At 64.5% G+C, this 22,650-nt stretch carries 20 protein-coding genes; 16 read left to right on the plus strand and 4 right to left on the minus strand.

What is annotated here, in order from left to right; genetic code table 11:
• Positions 1–109 precede the first annotated feature (109 nt).
• From ASD58_RS27450 to ASD58_RS27460, 3 genes are read left to right on the plus strand one after another with little or no spacing between them, the layout of a single operon-like run.
• On the plus strand, positions 110–1,513 hold the full coding sequence (locus ASD58_RS27450; RefSeq protein WP_082565719.1) for a type VI secretion system baseplate subunit TssF: 1,404 nt from the start codon (positions 110–112) through the stop codon (positions 1,511–1,513).
• Positions 1,477–2,286 carry a type VI secretion system baseplate subunit TssG gene (locus tag ASD58_RS31560; RefSeq protein WP_057265208.1) on the plus strand — a complete coding sequence of 270 codons (810 nt, stop codon included), beginning with the start codon at positions 1,477–1,479 and terminating at the stop codon, positions 2,284–2,286. Before ASD58_RS27450 ends, ASD58_RS31560 begins: the two co-directional genes overlap by 37 nt.
• A 31-nt stretch (positions 2,287–2,317) precedes the next feature.
• Positions 2,318–2,761, plus strand: coding sequence for a DUF4440 domain-containing protein (locus ASD58_RS27460; protein ID WP_057265209.1), 444 nt, complete (start codon positions 2,318–2,320; stop codon positions 2,759–2,761).
• Here ASD58_RS27460 and recJ read toward each other — a convergent pair whose 3' ends face one another.
• Together recJ and ASD58_RS27470 are read right to left on the minus strand one after the other, a co-directional pair.
• Positions 2,762–4,456, minus strand: coding sequence for a single-stranded-DNA-specific exonuclease RecJ (recJ, locus tag ASD58_RS27465; protein ID WP_057265210.1), 1,695 nt, complete (start codon positions 4,454–4,456; stop codon positions 2,762–2,764).
• Entirely contained in the window at positions 4,453–5,439 is a 987-nt protein-coding gene (locus tag ASD58_RS27470) for a hypothetical protein (protein WP_057265211.1), read from the minus strand. Before ASD58_RS27470 ends, recJ begins: the two co-directional genes overlap by 4 nt.
• A 65-nt stretch (positions 5,440–5,504) precedes the next feature.
• On the opposite strand from ASD58_RS27470, the gene ASD58_RS27475 reads away from it, so the two are divergent.
• From ASD58_RS27475 to dcd, 7 genes are all read left to right on the plus strand, one after another.
• Positions 5,505–6,755 (plus strand): lipoprotein-releasing ABC transporter permease subunit, encoded by a 1,251-nt coding sequence (locus ASD58_RS27475; RefSeq protein WP_229210125.1) that lies wholly within the window; start codon positions 5,505–5,507, stop codon positions 6,753–6,755.
• Entirely contained in the window at positions 6,748–8,010 is a 1,263-nt protein-coding gene (locus ASD58_RS27480) for a lipoprotein-releasing ABC transporter permease subunit (protein ID WP_057265213.1), read from the plus strand. The genes ASD58_RS27475 and ASD58_RS27480 overlap by 8 nt, the downstream gene beginning before the upstream one ends.
• A complete protein-coding gene (gene lolD / locus ASD58_RS27485; RefSeq protein ID WP_057265214.1) occupies positions 8,003–8,680 on the plus strand; it encodes a lipoprotein-releasing ABC transporter ATP-binding protein LolD in 678 nt (225 codons plus the stop codon). The genes ASD58_RS27480 and lolD overlap by 8 nt, the downstream gene beginning before the upstream one ends.
• 10 nt (positions 8,681–8,690) lie before the next feature.
• Entirely contained in the window at positions 8,691–9,494 is an 804-nt protein-coding gene (locus ASD58_RS27490) for a TatD family hydrolase (protein ID WP_057265216.1), read from the plus strand.
• 25 nt (positions 9,495–9,519) lie between these two features.
• Positions 9,520–12,024 carry a DNA internalization-related competence protein ComEC/Rec2 gene (locus ASD58_RS27495; RefSeq protein ID WP_057265218.1) on the plus strand — a complete coding sequence of 835 codons (2,505 nt, stop codon included), beginning with the start codon at positions 9,520–9,522 and terminating at the stop codon, positions 12,022–12,024.
• Positions 12,025–12,087: 63 nt separating this feature from the next.
• Complete coding sequence (locus ASD58_RS27500) at positions 12,088–12,927, plus strand: alpha/beta fold hydrolase (protein WP_057265220.1); 840 nt, start codon at positions 12,088–12,090, stop codon at positions 12,925–12,927.
• Positions 12,928–12,968: 41 nt separating this feature from the next.
• Positions 12,969–13,535: a dCTP deaminase gene (gene dcd / locus ASD58_RS27505; RefSeq protein ID WP_057265222.1), complete on the plus strand. Its 567-nt coding sequence runs from the start codon at positions 12,969–12,971 to the stop codon at positions 13,533–13,535.
• A gap of 3 nt (positions 13,536–13,538) precedes the next feature.
• Here the strand turns inward: dcd and ASD58_RS27510 are convergent, their stop codons facing one another.
• Positions 13,539–15,146, minus strand: a complete 1,608-nt coding sequence (locus tag ASD58_RS27510) for an ATP-binding protein (protein WP_057265224.1) — start codon at positions 15,144–15,146, stop codon at positions 13,539–13,541.
• Positions 15,147–15,149: 3 nt separating this feature from the next.
• On the minus strand, positions 15,150–15,833 hold the full coding sequence (locus ASD58_RS27515; protein ID WP_057265391.1) for a response regulator transcription factor: 684 nt from the start codon (positions 15,831–15,833) through the stop codon (positions 15,150–15,152).
• A 127-nt stretch (positions 15,834–15,960) separates the two neighbouring features.
• Between ASD58_RS27515 and ASD58_RS27520 the strand changes: the two genes are divergently transcribed.
• The 6 genes from ASD58_RS27520 (at position 15,961) to ASD58_RS27545 (ending at position 22,647) form a co-directional block, all read left to right on the plus strand.
• Positions 15,961–16,473, plus strand: a complete 513-nt coding sequence (locus ASD58_RS27520; protein WP_057265225.1) for a Spy/CpxP family protein refolding chaperone — start codon at positions 15,961–15,963, stop codon at positions 16,471–16,473.
• Positions 16,463–16,987: a hypothetical protein gene (locus ASD58_RS27525; RefSeq protein ID WP_057265226.1), complete on the plus strand. Its 525-nt coding sequence runs from the start codon at positions 16,463–16,465 to the stop codon at positions 16,985–16,987. Before ASD58_RS27520 ends, ASD58_RS27525 begins: the two co-directional genes overlap by 11 nt.
• A 13-nt stretch (positions 16,988–17,000) precedes the next feature.
• Entirely contained in the window at positions 17,001–17,861 is an 861-nt protein-coding gene (locus ASD58_RS27530; protein WP_057265228.1) for an intradiol ring-cleavage dioxygenase, read from the plus strand.
• 148 nt (positions 17,862–18,009) lie between these two features.
• Positions 18,010–19,191 (plus strand): hypothetical protein, encoded by a 1,182-nt coding sequence (locus ASD58_RS32015; RefSeq protein WP_057265230.1) that lies wholly within the window; start codon positions 18,010–18,012, stop codon positions 19,189–19,191.
• Between the two features lie 5 nt (positions 19,192–19,196).
• Entirely contained in the window at positions 19,197–20,456 is a 1,260-nt protein-coding gene (locus tag ASD58_RS27540; RefSeq protein ID WP_057265232.1) for a hypothetical protein, read from the plus strand.
• A gap of 13 nt (positions 20,457–20,469) precedes the next feature.
• The gene (locus ASD58_RS27545; protein WP_057265234.1) at positions 20,470–22,647 is read left to right on the plus strand and encodes a hypothetical protein; all 2,178 of its coding nucleotides are present in this window, start codon (positions 20,470–20,472) and stop codon (positions 22,645–22,647) included.
• Positions 22,648–22,650 lie beyond the last annotated feature (3 nt).

Genomic DNA, 22,650 nt, shown 5'->3' on the forward strand with positions numbered 1-22,650 from the left:
TATACTCCATTTCCGCATCTATTTCAAGTTGAATGTATTTGTGCGGTGTCAAAACGGGGATTGCTGCCTGCTGCCAATATTGCACTAAATCATCGAACAGGGGCGCGCGATGGAGAGGATTCTTCCGGCGCTGGAAGGGCAATTGCGGCGCTTCAAGGCGAATGCTGGCGTCATGGCTGAGAGACACCCGGGCCTGGCGCGGCAGCTCGGGCCGCTGGATTGGCCGCCGGATGCTCATGTCGATCGCCTGGTGCAAGGCGTCGCCAACCTGCACGCGCGCACGGCAATGGCCCTGCAGCGAGCACGCTGCCAGCAGGATGAGCATTTGCTGGAGATGCACTTTCCCGAGCAGTTGCGCCCGTTCCCCGCATGCCGGATCGGGCCGGCGCTGGATGGCGCGATCGTCTCGGCACGCTATAGTCCCGGGCCGCCAGCGTCGATCGAGCTGGCGGTCGACCCCGGTCAGCGGCTTGGCGGGACACTGGACATCTTGATTGACGGTGACGCTGCTTTCAGCGCCGCCTTGCGCAGCGCCCTGTTGGCCGGCGCGGGTACAGCTTGCGCTGCCGACGGTGAGTGGCGCCCCCTTGCGCGCTGGCCATTCGCGCCGACCGGCCTTGATCCGGTGGAAGCGCTGCTTCCGCGCGCGCCAGGCGCGCATGCCGGGCTGGCGCTGCTGCGTGAGTATTTTATCTTTCCTGCGCGCTTCAATATCCTGCGGCTCGATCTTTGCCAATTCGCGAACGCCGGACGCGGGACGGTAAGGCTGCCAGTGCCTGCAACGCCACTTCTGGAAACGCTGCAAGCGCGCCACCTGCGCGCCGGTTGCACGGTACGCGCTTGCTTGCAGCGTGTCGCCGCAGCACCGGTAAGGATCGACGGGCGCCAAAGCGAATACCTGCTCTCAGTGCCGCCCGAACTGGAAATTTTCAGCATCGACCGGGTCCACGTGGGCGGAGCGGAGGACCTTGGATGGGTCGCGCGCCGGGTCGATGGTGCGCCGGCTGGCCACGAGTGGCGCATTGCTTTCCATGGCGAGCGGCCTTGGCCGGTGGGTACAGTCGCATCAATCGACGCAACATGCTGCGAGCGGGAAGCCGTGCTGGCGCGTCCCGCGCGGGGCGAGGGTTGCCGCTGGCAGCTCAATTCCTTGTTGGCGCTTGACCACCTGCCGCTCGATGCCAGTTCACTACGGGAGCAGATGGCGACGCAAGCCATCGATAATTCTCTTGCGAGTCGGGCAATCATCAGCGCAGTACGTGGCGTGAGCGCCCAGCCGGCGATGTTGGGCCGGGGCCGCGCTACGCCACTGGTGGGTACCGAAGTGCGGTTGCAAGTCGATGAAGCGGCATTCGCAGGCAGCGGCCTGCTGCTGTTCGCACAAGTCATGGACCGCTTCTTCGGCGAATGCGCGCACATGAATTCATTTACCCGGCTGGTGCTGGCATCGGCCGATACAGGCGAGGAGCTGATGCGATGCAAGGCAAGGAATGGCGGCACGCTGCTGGAGTAAGCCCCGCAGACGCGAACGGATTTGCCATTTTCCATTTGGCAGGCCTGCTTGGCGTGCCGGAGTGGCGCAACAGCCTGTCGCTGGCCTTTCCCGCGAGCGACGTCACTGCACTCGATGGCCGTGCCATCACGCCCGGCTGCATAGGCTTGCTCGGCATGGCTGGAGCGCTGCCTTATTACTACACCGAGGCCGTGGCGCGGGAAGGCGGAACCGCCGCGCGCGCCTTCCTCGACCTGTTGTCGGCGCCGGCAATCGATGCATTTTTCGCTGCATGGCGGGAAGCTCGTCCCGAATACATGCCGTTGCCGGCAATGCCGGCCCAGCGGGGGGCGCTGAGGGCGCGGGCGCTTGGCGAGCAGCTTTCACATGCTTTGGGCGCGCCAGTGCGAATCGAGCAATTCGCGGGGCGTTGGGAAAGCCTGCCGAAAATACAGGCCAGCGCACTCGGAAGCGGAAATGCATGCTGCGGGACCGGGGCGCTGTTGGGAGAGCGCTTGTGGCGGATCGACGGCGCTGTGCTGATCCACGTCGGGCCGCTGGGCCGGCAGGCGGCCCAGGCCTTCCTGCCTGGCGGCCGGGATGCGCTGGCGCTGGCGCAGCTATGGCAATCGTTCGCGGGTGATAGCGGCATCCAGGCGGAGGCACGCATCCACCTGGCGCCTGGCGCAAGCGCAGGCGCAATGCTGGGCGTTGGCGCGCGACTGGGACATGACGCGCTGCTGGCCACGCACCCAGCTGGCGAAAGGGATGACTTGCGTTATCAGCTTTGCTAGTATTGGCCACCCATTAAAGCGCGGAGACGAAATGAAAAAACTGATCGTGTTGGCGGCGGCGATGGCATGCGCCAACGTGTTTGCGGTGCCGGGCAACGCGGAATTGAAGCAGCAAGTGGCCGACACCGAGCGTGCCTTTGCGGCCACCATGGCCAAGCGCGACCACCAGGCTTTCGCTTCGTTCCTGGCAGATGAAGCGATTTTCTACAACGGCCCCAAGGTCCTGCGCGGCAAGGATACCGTCGCAGCGGAATGGAAGCCCCTGTATGAAAAGCCGGAAGCGCCGTTCAGTTGGGAGCCGGACCAGGTTGAGGTACTCGATTCGGGCACCCTGGCGCATTCTTCGGGGCCGGTGCGCGACCCGCAAGGCAAGGTCACCGGACGTTTCAACTCCGTCTGGCGCCTGGAATCATCGGGGAAATGGCGCATCGTGTTCGACAAGGGCGAACGTGTCTGCGACTGCAAAAAACCGTAATCAAGCCGATTCGGCGTGCTCCACCAGCAACTGGACGCGGGTCACGCCGTTGTATTCGTTGGCGTCCAGGCGGAAAGCCACGCGCGCCCTCTCGCCCAGTGCATCGGTGTGGCCGAACCAGATGGCGTCGTAGCGCACGCCTTTCTTTTCCAGCATCAGCTTGAGGTGGCGGTCTTTCAGGATGCGCTGGCTTAGCACGCGGAATTCATCGCAGAATACCGGTGGCGCAAAGCCCTGGCCCCATACCTGGCCATCCAGCAGCTCGATGAACTGGGTCGTGTAGCAGGTATCTTCCAGCGGGCCGTCGGTTTCCACCACGCGCTCCAGTTGCGATTCGGTCAGCCAGGCCTGGCCGATCGCTTCGAAGGCGGCGCAGAAGTGTTCAAAGGCTTCGGCGCGCAGGCTCAGGCCCGCTGCCATGGCGTGGCCGCCGAATTTGTCGATCACGCCCGGCGCGCGCTTGGATACCAGGTCCAGTGCGTCGCGCAGGTGGAAGCCGGGGATCGAGCGGCCAGAGCCCTTGATCATGCCGTCGCCAGCCGGGGCGAAAGTGATCGTCGGACGGTAGAAGCGTTCTTTCAGGCGCGAGGCCACGATGCCGATCACGCCCTGGTGCCAGCTATCGTCGTAGACACAGATCGTGGTGCGGTCGGCTGGCTGGAAATCGTCCAGGTGCAGCAGGGCGGCATCCTGCATTTCCGCCTCGATCTCGCGGCGTTTCAGGTTAATGTCGTTAAGCTGCTGCGCCAGTTCCCAGGCGCGGCTTTCGTCGTCCGTCAGCAGGCATTCTATGCCGAGCGACATGTCTTCCAGGCGCCCGGCTGCATTCAGGCGCGGGCCGAGGGCGAAACCAAGGTCGAATGGAGATGCCGTGCGCGCGGCGCGTCCGGAAACGCGGAACAACGCCGCCACGCCGGGGTGCATGCGGCCGGCGCGCATGCGCTTCAGGCCCTGGGCGACGAGGATGCGGTTATTGCTATCCAGGCGTACCACGTCGGCCACGGTACCCAGTGCGACCAGGTCCAGCAGCGAATCCAGCTTGGGCTGGGTCTGGGCGTCGAACACGCCGCGGCGGCGCATTTCGGCTCGCAGCGCCAGCAGCACGTAGAACACCACGCCCACGCCTGCCAGGTGCTTGGACGGGAAGCCGCAAGCCGGCTGGTTGGGGTTCACGATGACCCGGGCATCCGGCAGGCTGTCGCCAGGCAGGTGATGGTCGGTGACGACCACGTCGATACCGCGCCGCCGGGCTTCTTCCACGCCTTCGATGCTGGCGATGCCATTATCGACGGTGATGATGATGTCGGGCGATTTCTCGCGCGCGGTCAGCTCGACGATCTCCGGCGTCAGCCCATAACCGTATTCGAATCGGTTTGGGACGATGAAGTCCACGTTGGCCCCCATGGCGCGCAGGCCGCGCATGGCGGTAGCACAGGCGGTGGCGCCGTCGCAGTCGTAGTCGGCCACGATCACCATGCGTTTTCCGGCTGCGATGGAGTCGGCCAGGAATTCCGCCGCGCGGTCGATGTGCAGCAGCCCGGAAGGCTGGATCAGGGCGGCCAGCTCGCTGGAAAGTTCTGCCGGGTTGTTCAGTCCTCGCGCGGCAAACAGGCGGGCCAGCACGGGGTGGACGCCGCCCTGGCGCAGCAGTTCGGCTTCCTGCGATGGGCAGGGACGGATGGCGATACGGGTCATTGCGTGAGGTTCTTCAGGTTCGGTGCGCGCCAGAATTTGCGCAGGGCAGGTTTGCTGGTGCGGATCTCGGTCCAGCCTTCGCGACTGGACAGGATCAGGGTCAGGTCGCTGGTGCGACCGTCGCGCAGGGCGGCCAGCAGGGGGGCAAACCAATCGTGTTCGAGCTGCTGCATGGCGCCAAGCCAGGCTCCCCAGTCATTGCCGGCGCCCGCCGGGATCAGTTGGGGCAGCACGACGGTGCCGGCTTCTCCCGGGGTTGCTTTCCCACCCGGCGCTGCCAGGGCCGCCAGCCAGGAAGGCGCGGCGCCGGCAACGGACAAGGCTCGTGCCGGGGCGCCAGCTTTGGCTGCCGGGCCGGCGCTGGCGCCGCCCCACATCCAGAACGAATTCACCGGGGGCAGGCCGCGCTGCTGGCGGGCCTCATTGACAGGGTGCTCATGCCAAAGCATCTGGATTTCATTCTGCAGCTTTTTGAAGGCCAGGGAAGTCGGGCCGAGGGGCATCCAGTCGGCCAGGTTGCTGCCCATGGCGGCATCCGGCGAGGCGGCATCCAGGCCATGCCAGTCATCGGCGCGCATGAACCAGGTCTCGGCATCGCCCCATACCAATTCGTCGAAAAACGGCTTGGAAAGCTCGAACAGGACCCGTGCGTCTGCCTCGTCCAGGCGCAGCCGGCGCGAATCGGCCAGCACCAGGTGATTGCGGGCGAGCTGGATGTGGACCGGGTGGACGACGAACCAATATCCTTCCTTCGGCGCGAGGCCAAAGCCTTGCATGACAGCTGCGGCGAGGCCGCCGCGCTCGCGGGCCAGCCACGCTTCGTGCGGCAAAATGCGGCTATCGTCGCCGATAACATGCTTTTTCAGCCAGTTATTACGCGAAAGTAAAGTCGCAAGGGCGGGAGCCTGCAGGTTGCGGGAGAGTTCCGGGGCCAGTTCGGCGGGCGGTAATGCGAAGGGGAGGACGACAGTCGTGGAAGCCATGCGGCATTGTAGTGGAATCTCTTTATATGGCAAACTGCGGGCTTTACTGTGTCAATTTAATAAAAATGCCGTTCGAATGGCTGGTTGGCCTGCGCTACACACGCGCTGGCAGGCGCAATGGGCGCAATAGCTTCATCTCTTTTATCTCCGCGATTTCGATGGCAGGCATCGCTCTTGGCGTCACCGCCTTGATCGTGGTGCTGTCCGTTTATAACGGCTTCCAGACGGTGGTGACCGAACGCATGGTGTCTGTGCTGGGCCATGTGGAAGTGTATGACGTGGGCGGGCCCGGTCCTGGCGACTGGCGCGCCACGGCGGCTTCCGCGGCCCGCAACCCGCAGGTGAAGGGCGCCGCGCCTTTCATTGAACTGCAAGGGATGCTGGTACATGGCGGGGACTTCATGCGTCCTTCGATTGTGCGCGGCATCCTGCCGGGCGAAGAACCCAAGGTGTCCGATATCGGCAAACAGATGAAGGAGGGCACGCTGGAGGTCTTGCAGCCCGGCTCCTTCAGCATCATCCTCGGCGCGGAACTGGCAAAAGAGCTGGAGGTGAAGCCGGGCGACAAGGTGGCGCTGGCGATGGCGCAAGGGAACTCCACCTCGAATATGGCGCCGACCATGCGCTCCTTCACCGTGGCCGGCACTTTCGAGTCCGGCCACAACGAATTCGACTCGGGGCTGGCGCTGATCCACCTGAGCGACGCACAGGAACTGCTCAACGGCAGTGGCCCGTTCGGCCTGCGCCTGCGCCTGCAGGATATGCAGAAAGCCCCGGCCGTGGCAGATGAACTGCGCACCACCATGCCGGGCCGCCTGGTGATTCGCGACTGGACCAGGCTCAATTCGGCCTGGTTCGCGGCCGTGAAGTCGCAAAAGAACATGATGTTCATTATCCTGACCCTGATCATCGCGGTCGCGGCGTTCAACCTGGTGGCCACGCTGGTGATGACGGTGACGGACAAGCAAGCCGATATTGCGATCCTGCGCACGCTGGGCGCCTCTCAGTTCTCGATCATGAAGATCTTCGTGGTGCAGGGCGCGCTGGTTGGCGTGTTCGGCACGGCCATCGGCGTTGTCTGTGGAGTGCTGCTGGCACTGAACGTAGGCAGCATTGTCGGCGGCATGGAAAGCCTGTTCGGTATTCACTTCCTGTCCAAGGAAATCTATTTCATCAGTGCCGTGCCATCGGACCTGCGCTGGGGCGACGTCGCCTCGATCGGCCTGACGTCCTTGCTGCTGTCACTTGTCTCGACCCTCTACCCAAGCTGGTGGGCCGCGCGCGTCAAACCTGCGGAGGCCCTGCGTTATGAGTAAAAACCTCCCATTTGAATGGATCGTCGGCTTGCGCTATACCCGTGCGGGAAAGCGCAATAGCCGCAATAGCTTCATTTCCTTCATTTCGCTGATCTCGGTCGGCGGCATCGCGCTGGGTGTCGGCGCCATGATCATCATCCTGTCGGTGATGAACGGCTTCCGCAAGGACGTTACCGGCCGCATGTTATCGGTGCTGGCCCACGTCGAAGTGTTTGAGCGTGGCACCAGCTTGCCGGACTGGCAAGGCCTGGCCAAAAAACTGGAAGCCAATCCCGAAGTGAAGGGGGCGGCCCCGTTCGTCCAGGCCGAGGCCATGCTGTCGCATGGCGGCGAGGCGCTGCGTCCGGCTGTGGTGCGCGGCGTGCTGCCGGAGGTCGAGCCGAACGTGTCGGAGTTGGCAAAGACCACCCGTTACGGCAGCTTCAATGACCTGAAACCGGGCGAATTCCGTATCGTGCTGGGTATCGACATGGCGCGCGCCTTGCAAGTCAATCTTGGCGACAAGGTCACCATGGTGCTGCCGCAGGGGACTGTCACCCCGGCCGGCATTGTGCCGCGCATGCGTACCTTTACCGTTGCCGGCGTGTTTGTTGCAGGACACCAGAAGTTCGATGAGAGCATGGCCTTCATCCATATCGAGGATGCCCAGAAGTTACTGCGGCTGGATGGGCCGGCCGGCCTGCGCCTGCGCCTGGAAGACATGCACCGTGCTCCCGAAGTGGCTGGCGAGCTGCAAAAGCTCGTCCCGAAGGAAATGACTGTACGGGATTGGTCAAAACTCAATGCGACCTGGTTCGCAGCAGTGCAAACTGAGAAACGCATGATGTTCGTGGTGCTGGCGCTGATCGTGGCGGTAGCGGCTTTCAACCTCGTGTCGACCCTGGTCATGACGGTCACGGACAAGCAGGCCGATATCGCCATCCTGCGCACGATCGGGGCCTCGCCGCGCTCGATCCAGAAGATCTTCGTGATCCAGGGCGCGCTGGTTGGCCTGCTTGGCGCCATCCTTGGCGTGGCCGGCGGCGTGCTGGTGTCGCTGAATATCGACGTCATCGTCCCATTTATTGAAAACCTCCTGGGAGTCCAGTTCTTGCCTAAAGATATTTACACAATCAGCTCCGTGCCATCGGACATGCATTGGTCCGATGTTGGCGTGATCGGCGTAGTGGCCGTGCTGCTGGCGTTCGTGGCGACCTTGTACCCGAGCCGCTGGGCGGCTAACGTCAAACCTGCGGAGGCGCTGCGCTATGAGTAATGTATTGAGCTGCCGCGACCTGGGCAAAACCTTCACCCAGGGCAGTTACAAGGTCAAGGTACTGGAAAGGATCAATTTGTCGGTGGCGCGCGGCGAACGGGTGGCGATTGTCGGGGCCTCCGGTTCGGGTAAATCGACGCTGCTGCACCTGCTGGGCGGCCTGGATACGCCAAGCACTGGCAACGTCGTCCTGAAAGGCAGCGACTTTGCCTCGATGAACGAGGCCGCACGCGGAGACCTGCGCAATCGTGAACTAGGCTTTGTGTACCAGTTCCACCACTTGCTGCCTGAATTTTCGGCGTTGGACAATGTGGCAATGCCGCTGCTGATCCGCCGCGTCAAGCGCTCGGAAGCCGAGCAGCAGGCGCGCGAAATGCTGGCACGCGTGGGGCTCGAAAAGCGCGTGACGCACGTTCCGGGCGAGCTGTCCGGCGGCGAACGCCAGCGCGTGGCCCTGGCCCGTGCGCTGGTGACGAAGCCGGCCTGCGTGCTGGCCGATGAACCGACCGGCAACCTGGATCATTCGACCGCGGAAAAAGTGTTCGACCTGATGCTCGAGTTGTCGCGCACCCTGGGTACGGCCTTCATCATCGTGACCCACGACGCAGGCCTGGCCGAACGTTGCGACCGCATGTTGCGCCTGACCGACGAAGGTTTGAATCCTGCCTGAGGACTGCGCCATGTGGATCGATACCCATTGCCACCTTGATGCCCACGAGTTCGGCGGCCAATCGCTGGCGCTGGCGGCACAGGCGCGAGAACGCGGCGTGGGAATGGTGGTGATCCCGGCGGTCGACCGCGCCAATTTCGCTGTGGTGCGCGAGTTGGCGCACAGGGCTACCAACGCCAGTTACGGGCTGGGCATCCATCCGATCTACGTGCCGCATGCGGTAGAGGACGACCTGGTCTTCATGCGCGAGGCGGTGGCGCAGGCGATGGACGATCCGCGATTCGTGGCGATCGGCGAGATTGGGCTGGACTTCTTCATTCCCATGCTGTCAGAGCCGGAGATGCGCGAAAAGCAGGTGTTCTTCCTGCGCGAGCAGCTCAAGATTGCGCGGGATTTTGACTTGCCGGTGCTATGCCATGTGCGCAAGTCGCAGGACCAGGTGCTGAAACACGTGCGGCAGGTGGGGCCTTCGGGCGGCATCGCACACGCGTTCAATGGCAGCTTCCAGCAGGCGCAAGCCTATATCGACGCCGGTTTCAAGCTGGGGTTTGGCGGCAACCTGACTTTCACCCGCGCGCTGCAGATCCGCCGGCTGGCGGCTGAATTGCCGTTGTCGTCCATCGTGGTCGAGACGGATGCGCCGGATATCGCGCCTTCCTGGGTGCATCCGGGTGTGAATACGCCGGCCGAGGTGGCGGGGATCGGCGAGGCATTGGCCGGCCTGCGTGGCGAGGAACCAGGCGGCGTCGCTGCGGCGACGACTCAAAATGCGTTGGATGTCATGCCGCGCTTGCGGGCCTTGATGGCCGCCTGACCGGCCAGCTAACCGGGGAGGGGAGATGCGTTGCGCAATCCTCGGCCTGGTTGGCGGCGTGGCGTGGCTCCAGGCGCAGGCGGTTTTGCCAGGAGCAAATGCCCAAATAGCCTGCGCACTCGGTGCGGCGCTGGCCGCCTTGGGCTGCTTTGCAGCCGCGCGGGTTGCGTGGCGCCCGGCCCTCGCTACGGTCTTGCTTCGTGCGGGACTAGCCGCCATCGCCGGAGCTCTGGCAGGTTTCGCCTGGGCCGCCTTCATCGCGCAAGGCATACTGTCTACCGAACTGGCAAAGCCTGACGAGGGCAGCGACTTCGAAATTGTCGGCACCGTCGACAGCCTGCCAAGCCGGCAGGACGGCAGCATACGCTTCAATTTTGCGGTGGAATCCCCTTCGCCGGTCCCGCCGCGCATCGTGCTTTCCTGGTATGCCGGGACGCGCGCAGGCAGTGGCGCGCCGCCTCCGGAACTGCTGCCTGGCGAGCGCTGGCGGTTGAAGGTGCGCCTGCAACGGCCGCATGGCAACGCCAATCCCTATGGATTCGATTACGAATTGTGGCTGCTGGAGCAGGGCATTCGCGCCACCGGCTACGTGCGGGCCGAGGGGCGCAGCGAGCGTTTGTCCGGCTTCGTGCCGACTGCGCACAATGCGGTTGAGCGCACCCGTTACGCGATTCGCGAGCATATCAACGCTGCGCTGCCGGAGGCCCGTTATGCAAGCGTGATTGCCGCGCTGGCGATGGGCGACCAGCGGGGGATTTCGCAGCAGGACTGGCAGGTTTTCAGCCGGACGGGGATTTCGCACCTGGTCTCGATCTCCGGGCTGCATATCACCATGATCGCCGGGCTCGCTGCGTGGCTGGTCGGCTGGTTGTGGCGCAAATCGTTCTTCGTGCCGGAATGGCAATTGCCCTTGCTGCTGCCGTCCGCGCGGCTGGCGGCAATTGCGGGCTTCCTGGCGGCGTGGGCGTATGTTGCGCTGGCGGGATTCGGGGTCCCGGCGCAGCGGACCTTGTACATGCTGGCGGTGGTGGCGCTTGCCGTGTGGCTGGACCGGCTGTCTGCAGTTTCGCACGTGCTGGCGCTGGCGGCCGGCGTGGTCGTGATCCTCGATCCGTGGGCGGTGATGTGGCCTGGATTCTGGCTATCGTTCGGCGCTGTCGCGGCGATCCTGTATGCGACGGTCGGCAGGATGGCGCTGGCAGGTGACGCCGCTGCGGTTGCGCTGGCGAGCGCACCGAGGGACCTGTCGCCGGCCGCGATTCCCGCCGCCGCTGCAAGTCCGGGCAGCTGGAGAAACGCCGCCTGGCTGGCCGGCACGCGCGAAAACCTGCGCCTGGCCGCCGTAACGCAGCTCGCGGTGACGGTCGGCCTTGTACCGCTGACAATGCTGCTTTTTTCGCAAGTTTCGATCATCAGCCCTGTCGCGAACGCCATTGCCATCCCCGTCGTCAGCCTGCTGGTTACGCCACTTGCGTTGGCAGGCAGCGTGCTGCCGGACCCGTTGGCGGGGCCGCTGCTGCAATGCTCGCACTGGATGCTGGAAATGCTGCTCGACCTGCTGCAGCGGCTGTCGGCCCAGCCCCTGGCTGTCTGGACCGCTCCCACGCCAAGCTGGCCGGTATTCGCCTTCGCCCTGGCGGGAACTGCCTGGATGCTGGCCCCGCGCGGTTGGCCGCTGCGCTGGCTGGGCCTCGCCTGCTGGTTGCCGCTGCTGTCGGCGCAGCCGGACTGCCCACCGCCTGGCGTGGTCCGCGCAATTGCCTTCGACGTGGGGCAGGGCATGGGCATCCTGATCGAAACCAGCAGGCATCGGCTGCTGTACGACACCGGCCCCGCGTACTCACCAGAAACCAACGGCGGCAACCGTGTCATCCTGCCGTACCTGCGGGCGCGTGGCATCAACTCGCTGGAAGGCATGGTCGTCACCCATAGCGACACCGACCATTCCGGCGGCGCCCTGGCGATCCTGCGCGAGATCCGGACCGGATGGGTGCTGTCCTCGCTGCCGGATGGCCATCCAATTGCCGCCGCTGCGCCGCAGCACGCGCATTGCGTCGCTGGGCAGGCATGGGAATGGGATGGCATCCGCTTCGAGATGCTGCACCCCACGGCCGCAAGCTACAGGGACCACAGCCTGAAACCGAATGCGCGCGGCTGCACCTTGCGCATTACGGCGAATACCGGCAGCATGCTGCTCCCCGCCGACATCGAAGCCCCGCAGGAGGCAGCCCTGGTCGCGGCCATGCCGGAAAAGCTGCGCGCCGGGGTACTCCTCGTGCCGCACCATGGCAGCGGCACCTCTTCGACGCCGGCGTTCCTGGCCGCGGTGCAGCCGCAGCAGGGGATTTTCCAGCTCGGCTACCGCAACCGCTACCACCATCCGCGTGCCGACGTGCTGCAACGGTACGTGGAAATCGGGGCCGGCATCTGGCGCACGGACGAACTCGGGGCCATTTCAATCGAAATTGGCGGCGTTCCACAGCTCAGTGCCTATCGAAGGCAGCATGCTCGCTACTGGCATGGCCGCTAATCCTGAGCGATAATTAGAAGCTTTGTACGAAACACTTGTTGCCATTGCTTTTAGAATAAGTTGATGACGAAACCGAAAGTCCATTTCGCTCACGCGAACAGTTATCCGGCGGGAACCTACCGCCAATTCTTCGAGTACCTTGGCCGGGATTTCGAAGTGCAGGCGCTCGACATGCACGGCCATAACCCGCGCTATCCGGTGGAAGACGGCTGGGCCAGGCTGGTCGATGAATTGATCACCGAGCTGGAAGCGCGCTACCAGAAGGAGCCTGTCATCCTGGTTGGCCACTCCCTGGGCGGCCTTCTTAGCCTGATGGCTGCGGCCCAGCGCCCGGAACTGGTGCGCTGCGTGGTGATGCTCGATTCCCCGGTGGTTGCCGGCTGGCGTGCCAATGTATGGCGCCTGTTCAAGGGCACCCGTTTCTCGGACCGCTATTCCCCGGCGCGCTTTTCGGTCAAGCGCCGCAACGTCTGGGCCAGCCACAAGGAAGCGCTGCGCCACTTCGCCAGCAAGGAAATGTTCGGCGCCTGGGCGCCGGGCGTCCTGCTGGACTACCTCGAGCACGGCCTGGTCGAACATCCGGAAGGGGTGCAATTGCGCTTCAGCCGCGAAACCGAAACGGCCATCTATCGCAGCCTGCCGCACCATATCGGCACGCTGGTGAAGGGCCAGTTCCCGGTGCCAGTCGGCTATGTGGCGGGCGATAACTCGATGGAGAACCGCCAGGCAGGCCTGGAACACACCCGCAAGCTGGTGGGGCGCAATTTCCGCATGATGCGCGGCTCCCACCTGTTCCCGATGGAGATGCCGCGCATTGCGGCGGAAATGACACGTGATTTGATCCGCCAGATGCTGGGGAGCGAGCTCCAGGCCGGCGAAGCGCCCCAGCGCATGCGCGCCTGATGTAAAATCCGCACCATTATTTAAACCAGAAAGCACCTGCGATGACGATTAAAAGCGACAAATGGATACGCCGCATGGCGGAACAACACGGCATGATCGAGCCGTATGAGCCCGGCCAGGTACGCGCCGTGGACGGCCGCAAGGTGATTTCCTACGGCACGTCTTCCTACGGCTACGACATTCGCTGCGCTGACGAATTCAAGGTCTTCACCAACATCAACAGCACCATCGTCGACCCGAAGAACTTCGATTCCAATTCCTTCGTCGACATCAAGAGCGACGTCTGCATCATTCCTCCGAATTCCTTCGCACTGGCCCGCACCATCGAATACTTCCGTATTCCACGCAATGTGCTGACCGTTTGCCTGGGCAAGTCGACTTACGCGCGTTGCGGCATCATCGTCAACGTGACCCCGTTCGAGCCCGAGTGGGAAGGTTATGTGACCCTGGAGTTCTCGAACACCACCCCGCTGCCCGCCAAGATCTACGCTGGCGAAGGCTGCGCCCAGGTGTTGTTCTTCGAAAGCGATGAAGTCTGCGAAACCTCGTACAAAGACCGCAACGGCAAGTACCAGGGCCAGCACGGCGTGACCCTGCCAAAGGCTTAAGCGTCAGGCGCTGGCCAGCGGGAGCGAAAGCTCCACACAAAGCCCGCCGCCAGTTCGATTGGCGGCGGCGATGCGGCCACCGTGCTGCTGCACCACCTGCTGGGCGATTGCCAGGCCCAGTCCATGCCCGTCCACATCCTTTTCCGTGTTGCTGCTGCGGTAGAAGGGCTGGAAAATCTTCCCCAAGTCGTCCTGTGCTACGCCAGGGCCGCTGTCCATTACACGGATGCGGATGAAGCGCGCGTCGAGCACGGTTTCCACGTCGACCTTGCCGCCGGCGGGACTGTGCTTGATGGCGTTGCGGATCACGTTTTCGATGGCCCGTGCCAGCAGCTCCGGCTGGCCGTTGACCTGCGCGTCGGCGCTGCTGCTGAATGCGACTTCGCGGCCGTTGGTGGCGGCTTCGAATCTGGCATCCTGCAGGATGTCGTCGAGCAGTTCTCCAATGCTGAAGTCCTGCCTGGGCGCATCGAAGGCGCCGGCTTCAAGGCGGGACAGCGTGAGCAACTCACCAACCAGTTTGTCCATGCGCACGCTTTCGCGTTCGATCCGCTCCATCGAGGCTGCTGCCTTTTCGGGCTGCTGGTGGGCCAGGCCGATGGCTGCCTGCAAACGGGCCAATGGCGAGCGCAGTTCGTGCGAGACGTCGTGCAGCAGGTTCTTTTGACCGTCCAGCAAGCTGCGCAGGCGGCCTGTCATGCGATCGAAGTCGCGGCCCAGCGTCGTGAGTTCGTCGCCGCCGGCCCGTGGCTTTGCGGTGAAACGCGGGGCAAGGTCGCCGCTGGCTGCGGCGTCGAAGGCCTGCCGCAACTCACGGATTGGACGCGCGAAATACCACGCAAGCAGGGCTGCGAACAGCAGGCTTGCCAGCACCGCGGCGCCAATCGGGATGAAGGGCGTCAATGGGCGGAAGCGCGGCGGTGGGCCACCGGGCTCGACGCGGCCGGGGTCGGGGCCGGCGCCCGGAGCGGGGCCGGGGCCTGGACCCGTTAAGGCGCGCGCATCGTTGCCGGATGGCGGTGGGGGCGGGTGCGTGCCCGCAGCGTCCATGCGGGGAGCCAGGCCAGGATCGCGAGTGTTGCCGGGCCCGTCAAGCAGCGGCGCCGGAGGGCGACGGCTTTCCTGGCGGCGGAAGGCGCGCGGATCGAGGCCGGGGATGCCCGATCCTGCAAGCAGGGCACGGGAATCCGGCGCTTCGAGCGCGCCCTGGTGGCGGCGGGAAGGCAGGAACAGCAGGTAACGCTGGCCGTTTGGCGCAGTGACCTGGCGCACGCCGCGCGGGTCGGGGCTGGCCAGCATCTTTTGCGCCTCCGACAGCATGCTCGGGGTTGCGATGCGTCCCAACAGCTCCTTGCCGTCGTCGCCGACCGCATACACGCGGTGCCGCGGCATATTTTCCAGTAGCTGGCGCAGGCCGTCGGTGCCGCCGAAGGCCAGTGTGGCTGCGGCCGATTCAATCGACATTTCCGCCGGCGGGCCGGTCTCGATATCGGAGGGACGCGCTTCAGTAGCGGCGCGCGCCTTGAGCCATACCGCGCCGCCAATCGCTGCGGTTGCCGCTACCTGGGCGAGCAGGATCGAAAAGAAGAACTTCCAGAACAGGCGGCCCACGGCTTACTCCCGAATCAACTGGTAACCCAGGCGGTATACGGTCTGCAGGCACGAGCGTCCGTCCGAGATGGCGCCCAGCTTGTGGCGCAAGCTGCTCATATGCACGTCGATATTGCGGTCGAAGCGCGCCATCGGGCGCCCCAGCCCCTGCTCGGACAGTACGTTCTTGCTGACCGGCTTGCCCGCATTGCGCGCCAATACCTCGAGCAGGTTGAATTCAGTGCTGGTCAGTTCCAGCGGCATGCCGGCCCAGGCGGCGCGGCGCTGTTCCGGCCACATGGTGAGCTGGCCGACCACCAGCGGCCCGCTGCCTGTATCCGGCACCGCTTGCGTGCGGCGCAGGATGGCGCGAATGCGGGCGGTCAGCTCGCGTGGCGTGCATGGCTTGGTGACGTAATCGTCCGCACCCAGTTCCAGGCCGACAATGCGGTCGGTATCGTCGCCGCGTGCGGTCAACATCAGGATCGGCATCTGGCTCACGGCGCGGATGCGGCGCAGCGTTTCGAGGCCGTTCATGCGCGGCATCATCACGTCGAGCACTGCAATGGCGAAAGCCCCCGTCAATGCGGAGGCGGTGCCGGCTTCGCCATCGTGGGCGGTGCCGACTTCGAAGCCTTCCTGCTCCAGGTATTCCTGGAACATGCCGACCAGCTCGACGTCATCGTCAATCAATAGGACCTTGTTCATGGCGCCCATGATAGCAAATCGCCCCTGCCGGGTTGCTCCATCTTTACACGTTTTTACCTGCTACTTACGGCGCTTTACAGGCTGTAGCCAGAGAATGGAAGCTCACCATCACCACTGGAGATTCACAATGAACAAGAGCAAACTGACCCAGCTCCTGCTGGCCGCCGCCATGGCATTGCCGCTGCTGGGCCGCGCAGAGGAAGCCATGCCGCCGGATGGCGACCGCCCGCCGCTGGCCGGCCCGCAAGGCGATGGTCCACGCGGTGAATTCCCGGGCGGCCATCCAGGCGGCCGTGCTGGCGGCCATTTCGGCGCGCCAGGCCTGCCATTCCTGCACGGCCTGGAATTGTCGGAAAACCAAGAGGACAAGTTGTTCCAACTGATGCACAACCAGGTGCCGTATCTGCGCGAACAGCAGCGTGCCCGCGACAAGGCCATGCGCGCCTTGCATGAAATGCGCAATGCCGAGAAATTCGACGACGCAGCTGCCGTCAAGCTGGCGCAAGCCGCGGCGCAGGCGGAAGCCAACCTGACCCTGTCCCACATCCGCACGCACCAGAAGGTGCTGGCCCTGTTGACCCCCGAGCAACGCCTCCAAATAACTTTCCGCCAAAAACAGGGAGGCTTCAATGAACGTTAATTCGATCAGTTACAGCAGCTACACCAGCCAGCTTTCCAGCAGCGGCACGGAGCAGGCGCGCCAGGCGCCGCCGCCACCGCCACCAGGCCCGCCACCGGGCGAGGGCGGTTTCGTCAGCGCTATCGGTTCTGCGCTTGAATCGTTGGGAGTGACCGATGTCGCCTCCAGCGACAAGGAAAGCGCCGCGTCTTCGCTGGGCAGCTTCCTGCAGGAGCTCATGACTTCCCTGCATGCGCAGGGTGCAGCCAAGGGCGCGCAGGAAGACCGTGTTAGCGGCTCTGGAGGTCCGGGCCGGCTGGCGGAAGACTTGCAAAGCCTGATCTCCTCGCTGCAAGGCGATTCGTCGGGCAGCGGCGAAACGTCTTCGCTTGAGTCCTCGTTCTCGTCGCTGCTATCGTCGCTCGGCGCCGACAGCAGCGAATCCAGGACCAAGCTGACCAGCTTCCTGCAAGCGCTGGCGGACAAGCTGCCGCAAGCGGGCAGCAGCGGCAACCTGATCAACACCACGGCATAACAAGGAGAACCCTATGGACGCGCATGACCACGGCCTGGCAGCGGACCTGGAAGCAATGATGAATATGGGCAGCAGCCGCCGTCGCTCGCTGCGATGGCTGCTGGCCGGCGCGGCCACGCTGCCGCTGGCCGCTTGCGGCGGCGGCTCGGGCAGCAGCAGCACCGATAGCAGCGGCAGCGGCACAGGCACCGTCGGCATGGGAACCGGTACCACCACCACCACCGGAAGCTGCACCGTCATTCCCGAAGAAACCGGCGGCCCTTATCCAGGCGATGGCACCAACAGCAATGCCAGCGGCATCGTCAACGTGCTGACGCAAACCGGCGTAGTGCGCAGCGATATCCGCAGCAGCTTCAATGGCGCCAGCGGCACGGCGGCCGGCATTCCGCTCACGATCAAGCTGAAGATCGTCAACGCCAACAACAGCTGCGGCGCGGCCGGCGAATTCGCTGTCTACCTGTGGCATTGCGATCGTGAAGGCCGCTACTCGCTGTACTCCAGCGGCGTGACGGACCAGAATTACCTGCGCGGCGTGCAGGGCGCGGACGCCAACGGCGACCTGTCCTTCACCACCATCTTCCCCGGCTGCTACGACGGCCGCATGCCGCACGTGCACTTCGAGGTGTATCGCAGCCTGGCGCAAAGCACCAGTGCCTCCAACCGTATCAAGACCTCGCAATTCACCTTCCCGATGGCGACGCTGAACGAAGTCTATGCCACCACGGGTTACAGCAGTTCCGCAAGCAACTTGTCGCGCATCAGCTACGCTACCGACAATATCTTCAGCGATGGCTATTCACTGCAGCTTGGCACCATGAGCGGCAATGTCGCCGACGGCTATGTCGTGACCCTGACGGTGGCAGTGGCTGCCTGATTCACCCGGGGCGAAGCCGCTTTCGCCCCAAATCCCCCTTTTTTCGCCATCACCGAAACGGCTTTCGCCGCAACCGGCGCCTGCCCCAGTGGCAGCGCTGGCACGCGCCTTGCACTAATCCTTGCATGGTTTAGGCATTGGAGAAAGCATGGATCGTCTGCTCAGCTATCGGCCGGAACTGGAACTGTCCCCGGCGGCGCCACAGGCAGTGTGGCGCGATGAAAGCCTGCCGCAAGCAGCCGAACTGCTGGCGGCGCGGCGCGAAGGGCGCTTGCCGGCCTGGTTCCGCCATGTGGCCCCCGGCCTTGATGGCGTGTTGCCCAAGCTGGCCGACCAGGTGCTGTCCGCTGGCCCCAGGGCTGGGCGCATGCTCGGCATGGAGCTCGAAGGCCTCAGCGCCGAAGACCGTGAATTCGAAACGGCGCGCCAGTTCATGCGCTTTGCCGGGCTGGCCGCACGCCGCGCAAGGCAGGCCGCGCGCGGCGACCCGCGCCACGTAAGGCGCGCCGCCCTGAACCTCGCAGCGCGGCAGTACGCGCCCGGGCTGTTGCCCACCATCGTATCCATCATGGAACGGCATCCCGTTCCACCATCCGCAGCATCACATCAAAGGGGGCTAATCATGCATGACATCGACCGTACCACCCTGGAATTCGGCAACGAAACTTCCTATGAAGGCGAGTATGAGTTTGGCGAATCGGAATGGGGCGGCGAAATGGGCCAGCAAGGGATGCTGACCGAAGCCGAGGAAATGGAACTGGCCAGCGAACTGCTGTCGGTGACCAATGAAGCGGAACTGGAGCAGTTCCTGGGCAGCTTCCTGAAAAAGGCAGCTTCGTTCGCCGGCAACGTGATCCGCTCGCCGGTCGGCAAGGCCATTGGCGGGGCACTGAAAGGCGTGGCCAAGAAAGCGCTGCCGCTGGCTGGTGGCGCCATCGGCGGCTACTTCGGCGGCCCGTTGGGCGCCAAGATCGGCAGTGGGCTGGCATCGGCTGCCGGCAGCGCCCTGGGCCTGGAGGCGGAGGGCGAAATGTCGGGCGAGGACCGCGAGTTCGATGGTGCCCGCACCTTCGTGAAAGTGGCAGCCGATACCGTCAACCGCGCGGCCCAGGCACGCGGCGGCGACCCGCGCCAGATTGCCATGCAGGCGGCGACTGCGGCAGTGCGCCAGCACGCGCCGGGCTTGCTGGCCAGGGCTGGCCAGCAGGGCGGCCAGCAAGGAGTGGCCGGCCGCAACGTGGGCGGGACGGGCGGAGCGGCGGGCGCCATGCACGGCAACGCCGGGCGCTGGGTGCGCCAGGGCCGCAAGATCGTCCTGTACGGAGCTTGAACCAAATGAGCCCGTATGCCGCCTGGATGCTGGCGCAGGAGGCGCGGTCCTTGCTGACGCGCCTGGCCCGAGTGCTGCCATTCGCCCTGATCGAGCCGATGGTGCCGGCTGCGGCCTTGCTGCCACGTGCGCAGCTTGGCATCGAGCGGCAACTGGTGGCGGGGCGGCGCGAATTGCGGGCCATGGTGCGCGGCTTCCTGCACTGGCTGCACAGCCCCGGCGGGCGGCGCGCCAGCCCGGCCCATGCCCAGCGCCGCTTCACCTTCCTGCGCATGAAGTTCAACGCGGCCCTGATCCAGTTCGACATGTTCAACGACGTGATCACGCAGCGTAGCGAACATCGGAACGGCGTGTGGCTGGCAGGACTGGACATTGCGTCGGCCGATGCCCTGGCCCTGCGCGGCGGCTATTACACGGCGCCGCCCGTGGTGTGCTACCTGGACCGCGGGCCCGGCGCGGCGATCCGGCGGGCGCGCACGCGACTGCCCGGCGGCGGCGACAACCCGGTCGCCATCATCCGGGTGCCGCGCGAACGAATGGTCGGCGCCAGCATTGCGTCCTCCCTGTTCCATGAAGTCGGGCACCAGGGCGCTGCGCTGCTGGACCTCGTCAACTCCTTGCGGCCGGTGCTGCAATCGCTGCAATCCGGTGCTACCGGGCCGGCACAGGTGTGGAAGCTGTGGGAACGCTGGATTTCCGAAATCGTCGCCGACTTCTGGTCGCTGGCAAGGGTGGGAGTGGCGGCCACCCACGGCCTGATCGGCGTGGTCAGCCTGCCGCGCATCTTCGTCTTCCGCATCAATATCGACGATCCGCACCCGGTGCCGTGGATCCGGGTGCTCCTGAGTTGCGCGATGGGCGAGCGGCTCTATCCGCATCCGCAGTGGCAGCGCATGGCACGCCTGTGGGAATCCTACTATCCCCTGGATGGCGTGCCGGAGGCTGACCGGCAGTTGCTGATGGCACTGCGCGACTCGATGGCAGCACTGGCAGGCTTGCTGGCCAGCCATCGTCCGGCCCTGCTGCGCGGGGCTTCGCTGCCGCAAGCGCTGCAAGTGGAGCAACGCCAGCCGACCTACCTGGCTCTGTTGTTCCGGCTTTGGCAACGCCAGCCGCAACGCATGTACCAGGCGTCGCCGGTGCTGGTGTTCGCAGTGATCGGCCAGGCGCGCGCGGACGGCATCCTGAGCCCGGAACATGAAAGCACCCTGCTGGGACGCCTGCTGACGCACTGGGCACTTCGCAACACATTGACTGATATTTGAGGAGAGTTCCATCATGACGAAAACGAGTGCGGCAGCCGCTGGTGCAAGCGGCAAGATCGATGTCAACGTGCGGGCCCGGATATCGGACAATCGCTGGGTCCCGGTGGTGCATGCGCATCTGTTGCTGGTTCAACCTTCAGACGCACAACTGAAGCAGCTGCAGTTGCTCAATGAGGACAAGGGCACGCCAGAGGAAGCGCGCAAGATGATGGCGGCATGGCCTTGCCTGCGGCCCACCCATACCGGGCCCAATGGGCATGCGCGCTTCGACGGGTTGGGAATCGGCACCTACTATGTCGTGTACAACAACGTCACTCCCTTCGACCAGGATTTCGTGCGCTTCAACCGCATCGATATCCTGGCATCCGACACGCGCGGGGAGACCGAATTCGTCCTGGATCCTCCATTCCGGCTCGATCCGGTGTTCTTCGCCAATGGCGACAACCAGGACCGTCCCCACGGGCTGGTGGGCGACACCGTCTGGGTTTCGGTAGCGCACGACCTGCCGGGACAGCCTAATCCAATGGAAGGCATGTACTATGTGCCGGAACCCCCGCTGCAAAGCCAGGCGCAAAAGGGCGTAAAGTCCAGCATGCGGCTGAACTCGACCGGCACCACAGAGGCGGCGGTCAACGTCTACATGGCCGCGCTGGAGCCGGACGGCGTTACACCCGACCCGAACGACGCTGCCCACTTCCGCGCCTCGGAGCCGATCATCGTCGACGAGGGCAGCGCGACGAAGGTGAGCGGTACGATCACCACCCAGGCCTCGCGCACGGAAGCCGAATTCCGGCCCGTACTCGCACACTGGACCCTGATCCGGAACAGCGCTGAAGCCCTGTCATTCAACACCTATAAGCTGTTCATCGACCACCTGTTCTGCAACGACGCCGGCGGCGAGGTGCCGGAATTCGAGCGCGGCCGCTTCAACGAAAAGGAGCGCGCCTTCCGGCTGCTTGAGAAACGGCGCACCTTGCCATTCAGCGACTCGGACTCCTATCGCGTACTGAAGGCCGCGACCGAAGCGTTTGTGATGGTCAATTGCGGCGTGTTGCGCACCCCGTATGCCTTCCGTCCCCAGGAAGACGCCGACTACCTCGACCGGCGCGACCTGCCGGCCGACCGCAAGCTGGAGGATGAACTGGTCAAGCGCTACCTGACGTCGCTGGACCAGAATACGCGCATCCTGCCTTACCTGGCCCTGATCCGCAGCAAGCTGCCGGACGTGCGCATCCACATTGGGCACAAGGAGCACCACGACGCCGAGCTGTGCGCGGGCTTCATCCGCGACCGCCTGGTCAATCCCTGCATGATGGAACTTATCTGGTCTTACTGGCAGGAAGAGGGCATGCTGGTGCAGACCATGAACGCGGTCACGCGCCGCTTCCAGAACGTGCGCTCGCCGGCCAACGGCAACGGGCCGGATCCGCTGGCCAATATGGAAGTGGACATGCTGCGGCCGCTGAATAACCTGCTGTGGGGTTATGTGCAGGACGAACAGCACCGCTTGAGCGTGGTGCGCCGCAATTACGAGTACGACCACCATTACGGCATCCACCTGGACGGCAAGGCCGTGCGCGACTTCCGTCCGGCTGACAGCCGCTCCAAGTTCATCGAAGCCTTCCACAACCTGCTGCGCCAGCTCATGCCGTTCTATCGCCAGGACGACGACACCACGGTCAAGGCCGATGCCTTCCCGATCCTGAACGCGCTGAAGGAGGTACACCTGATCCTGTCGCAGGGCGCGCACAACCAGTTCGGCGACCTGCCGTCCACCGCGCGCATCGAAATGCTGATGCAGCAATGGATGCTGGCGCGGCCGGAATTCCGCGAGTTCCTGCCAACCCGGCTGATGGTGGCACACCCCGAGCCATGGATGGACCGGGTCGACGCCATGAAGAAGGTGCAGGGCTGGAGCGACACCAGCATCGCCCATTTCCGCGACCTGGCCATGTTCGGCGAACAGTTGCTGCTGTCGGTGCGCTACACGCACTGGAGCGATGTGTACGATCCGACCGAGGCCTTTGCCTGGGCGCGCTTCTGGCGGCCGCAGGCGCAAGGCTATATGCACGCTTACCGGGCCGTGACAGGCGTGGACATGGCGTCGGAAACCCCCAACCAGAAGTTGGAAGCCACCATGCCTTCGGTTCTGCTGCGGCAGCGCCTGGAGGCCATGCCGCGCACCGCGTGAGGC

Origin of the sequence: Duganella sp. Root1480D1 (assembly GCF_001427305.1) — a bacterium.
Classification (GTDB): Bacteria; Pseudomonadota; Gammaproteobacteria; order Burkholderiales; family Burkholderiaceae_D; genus Rugamonas.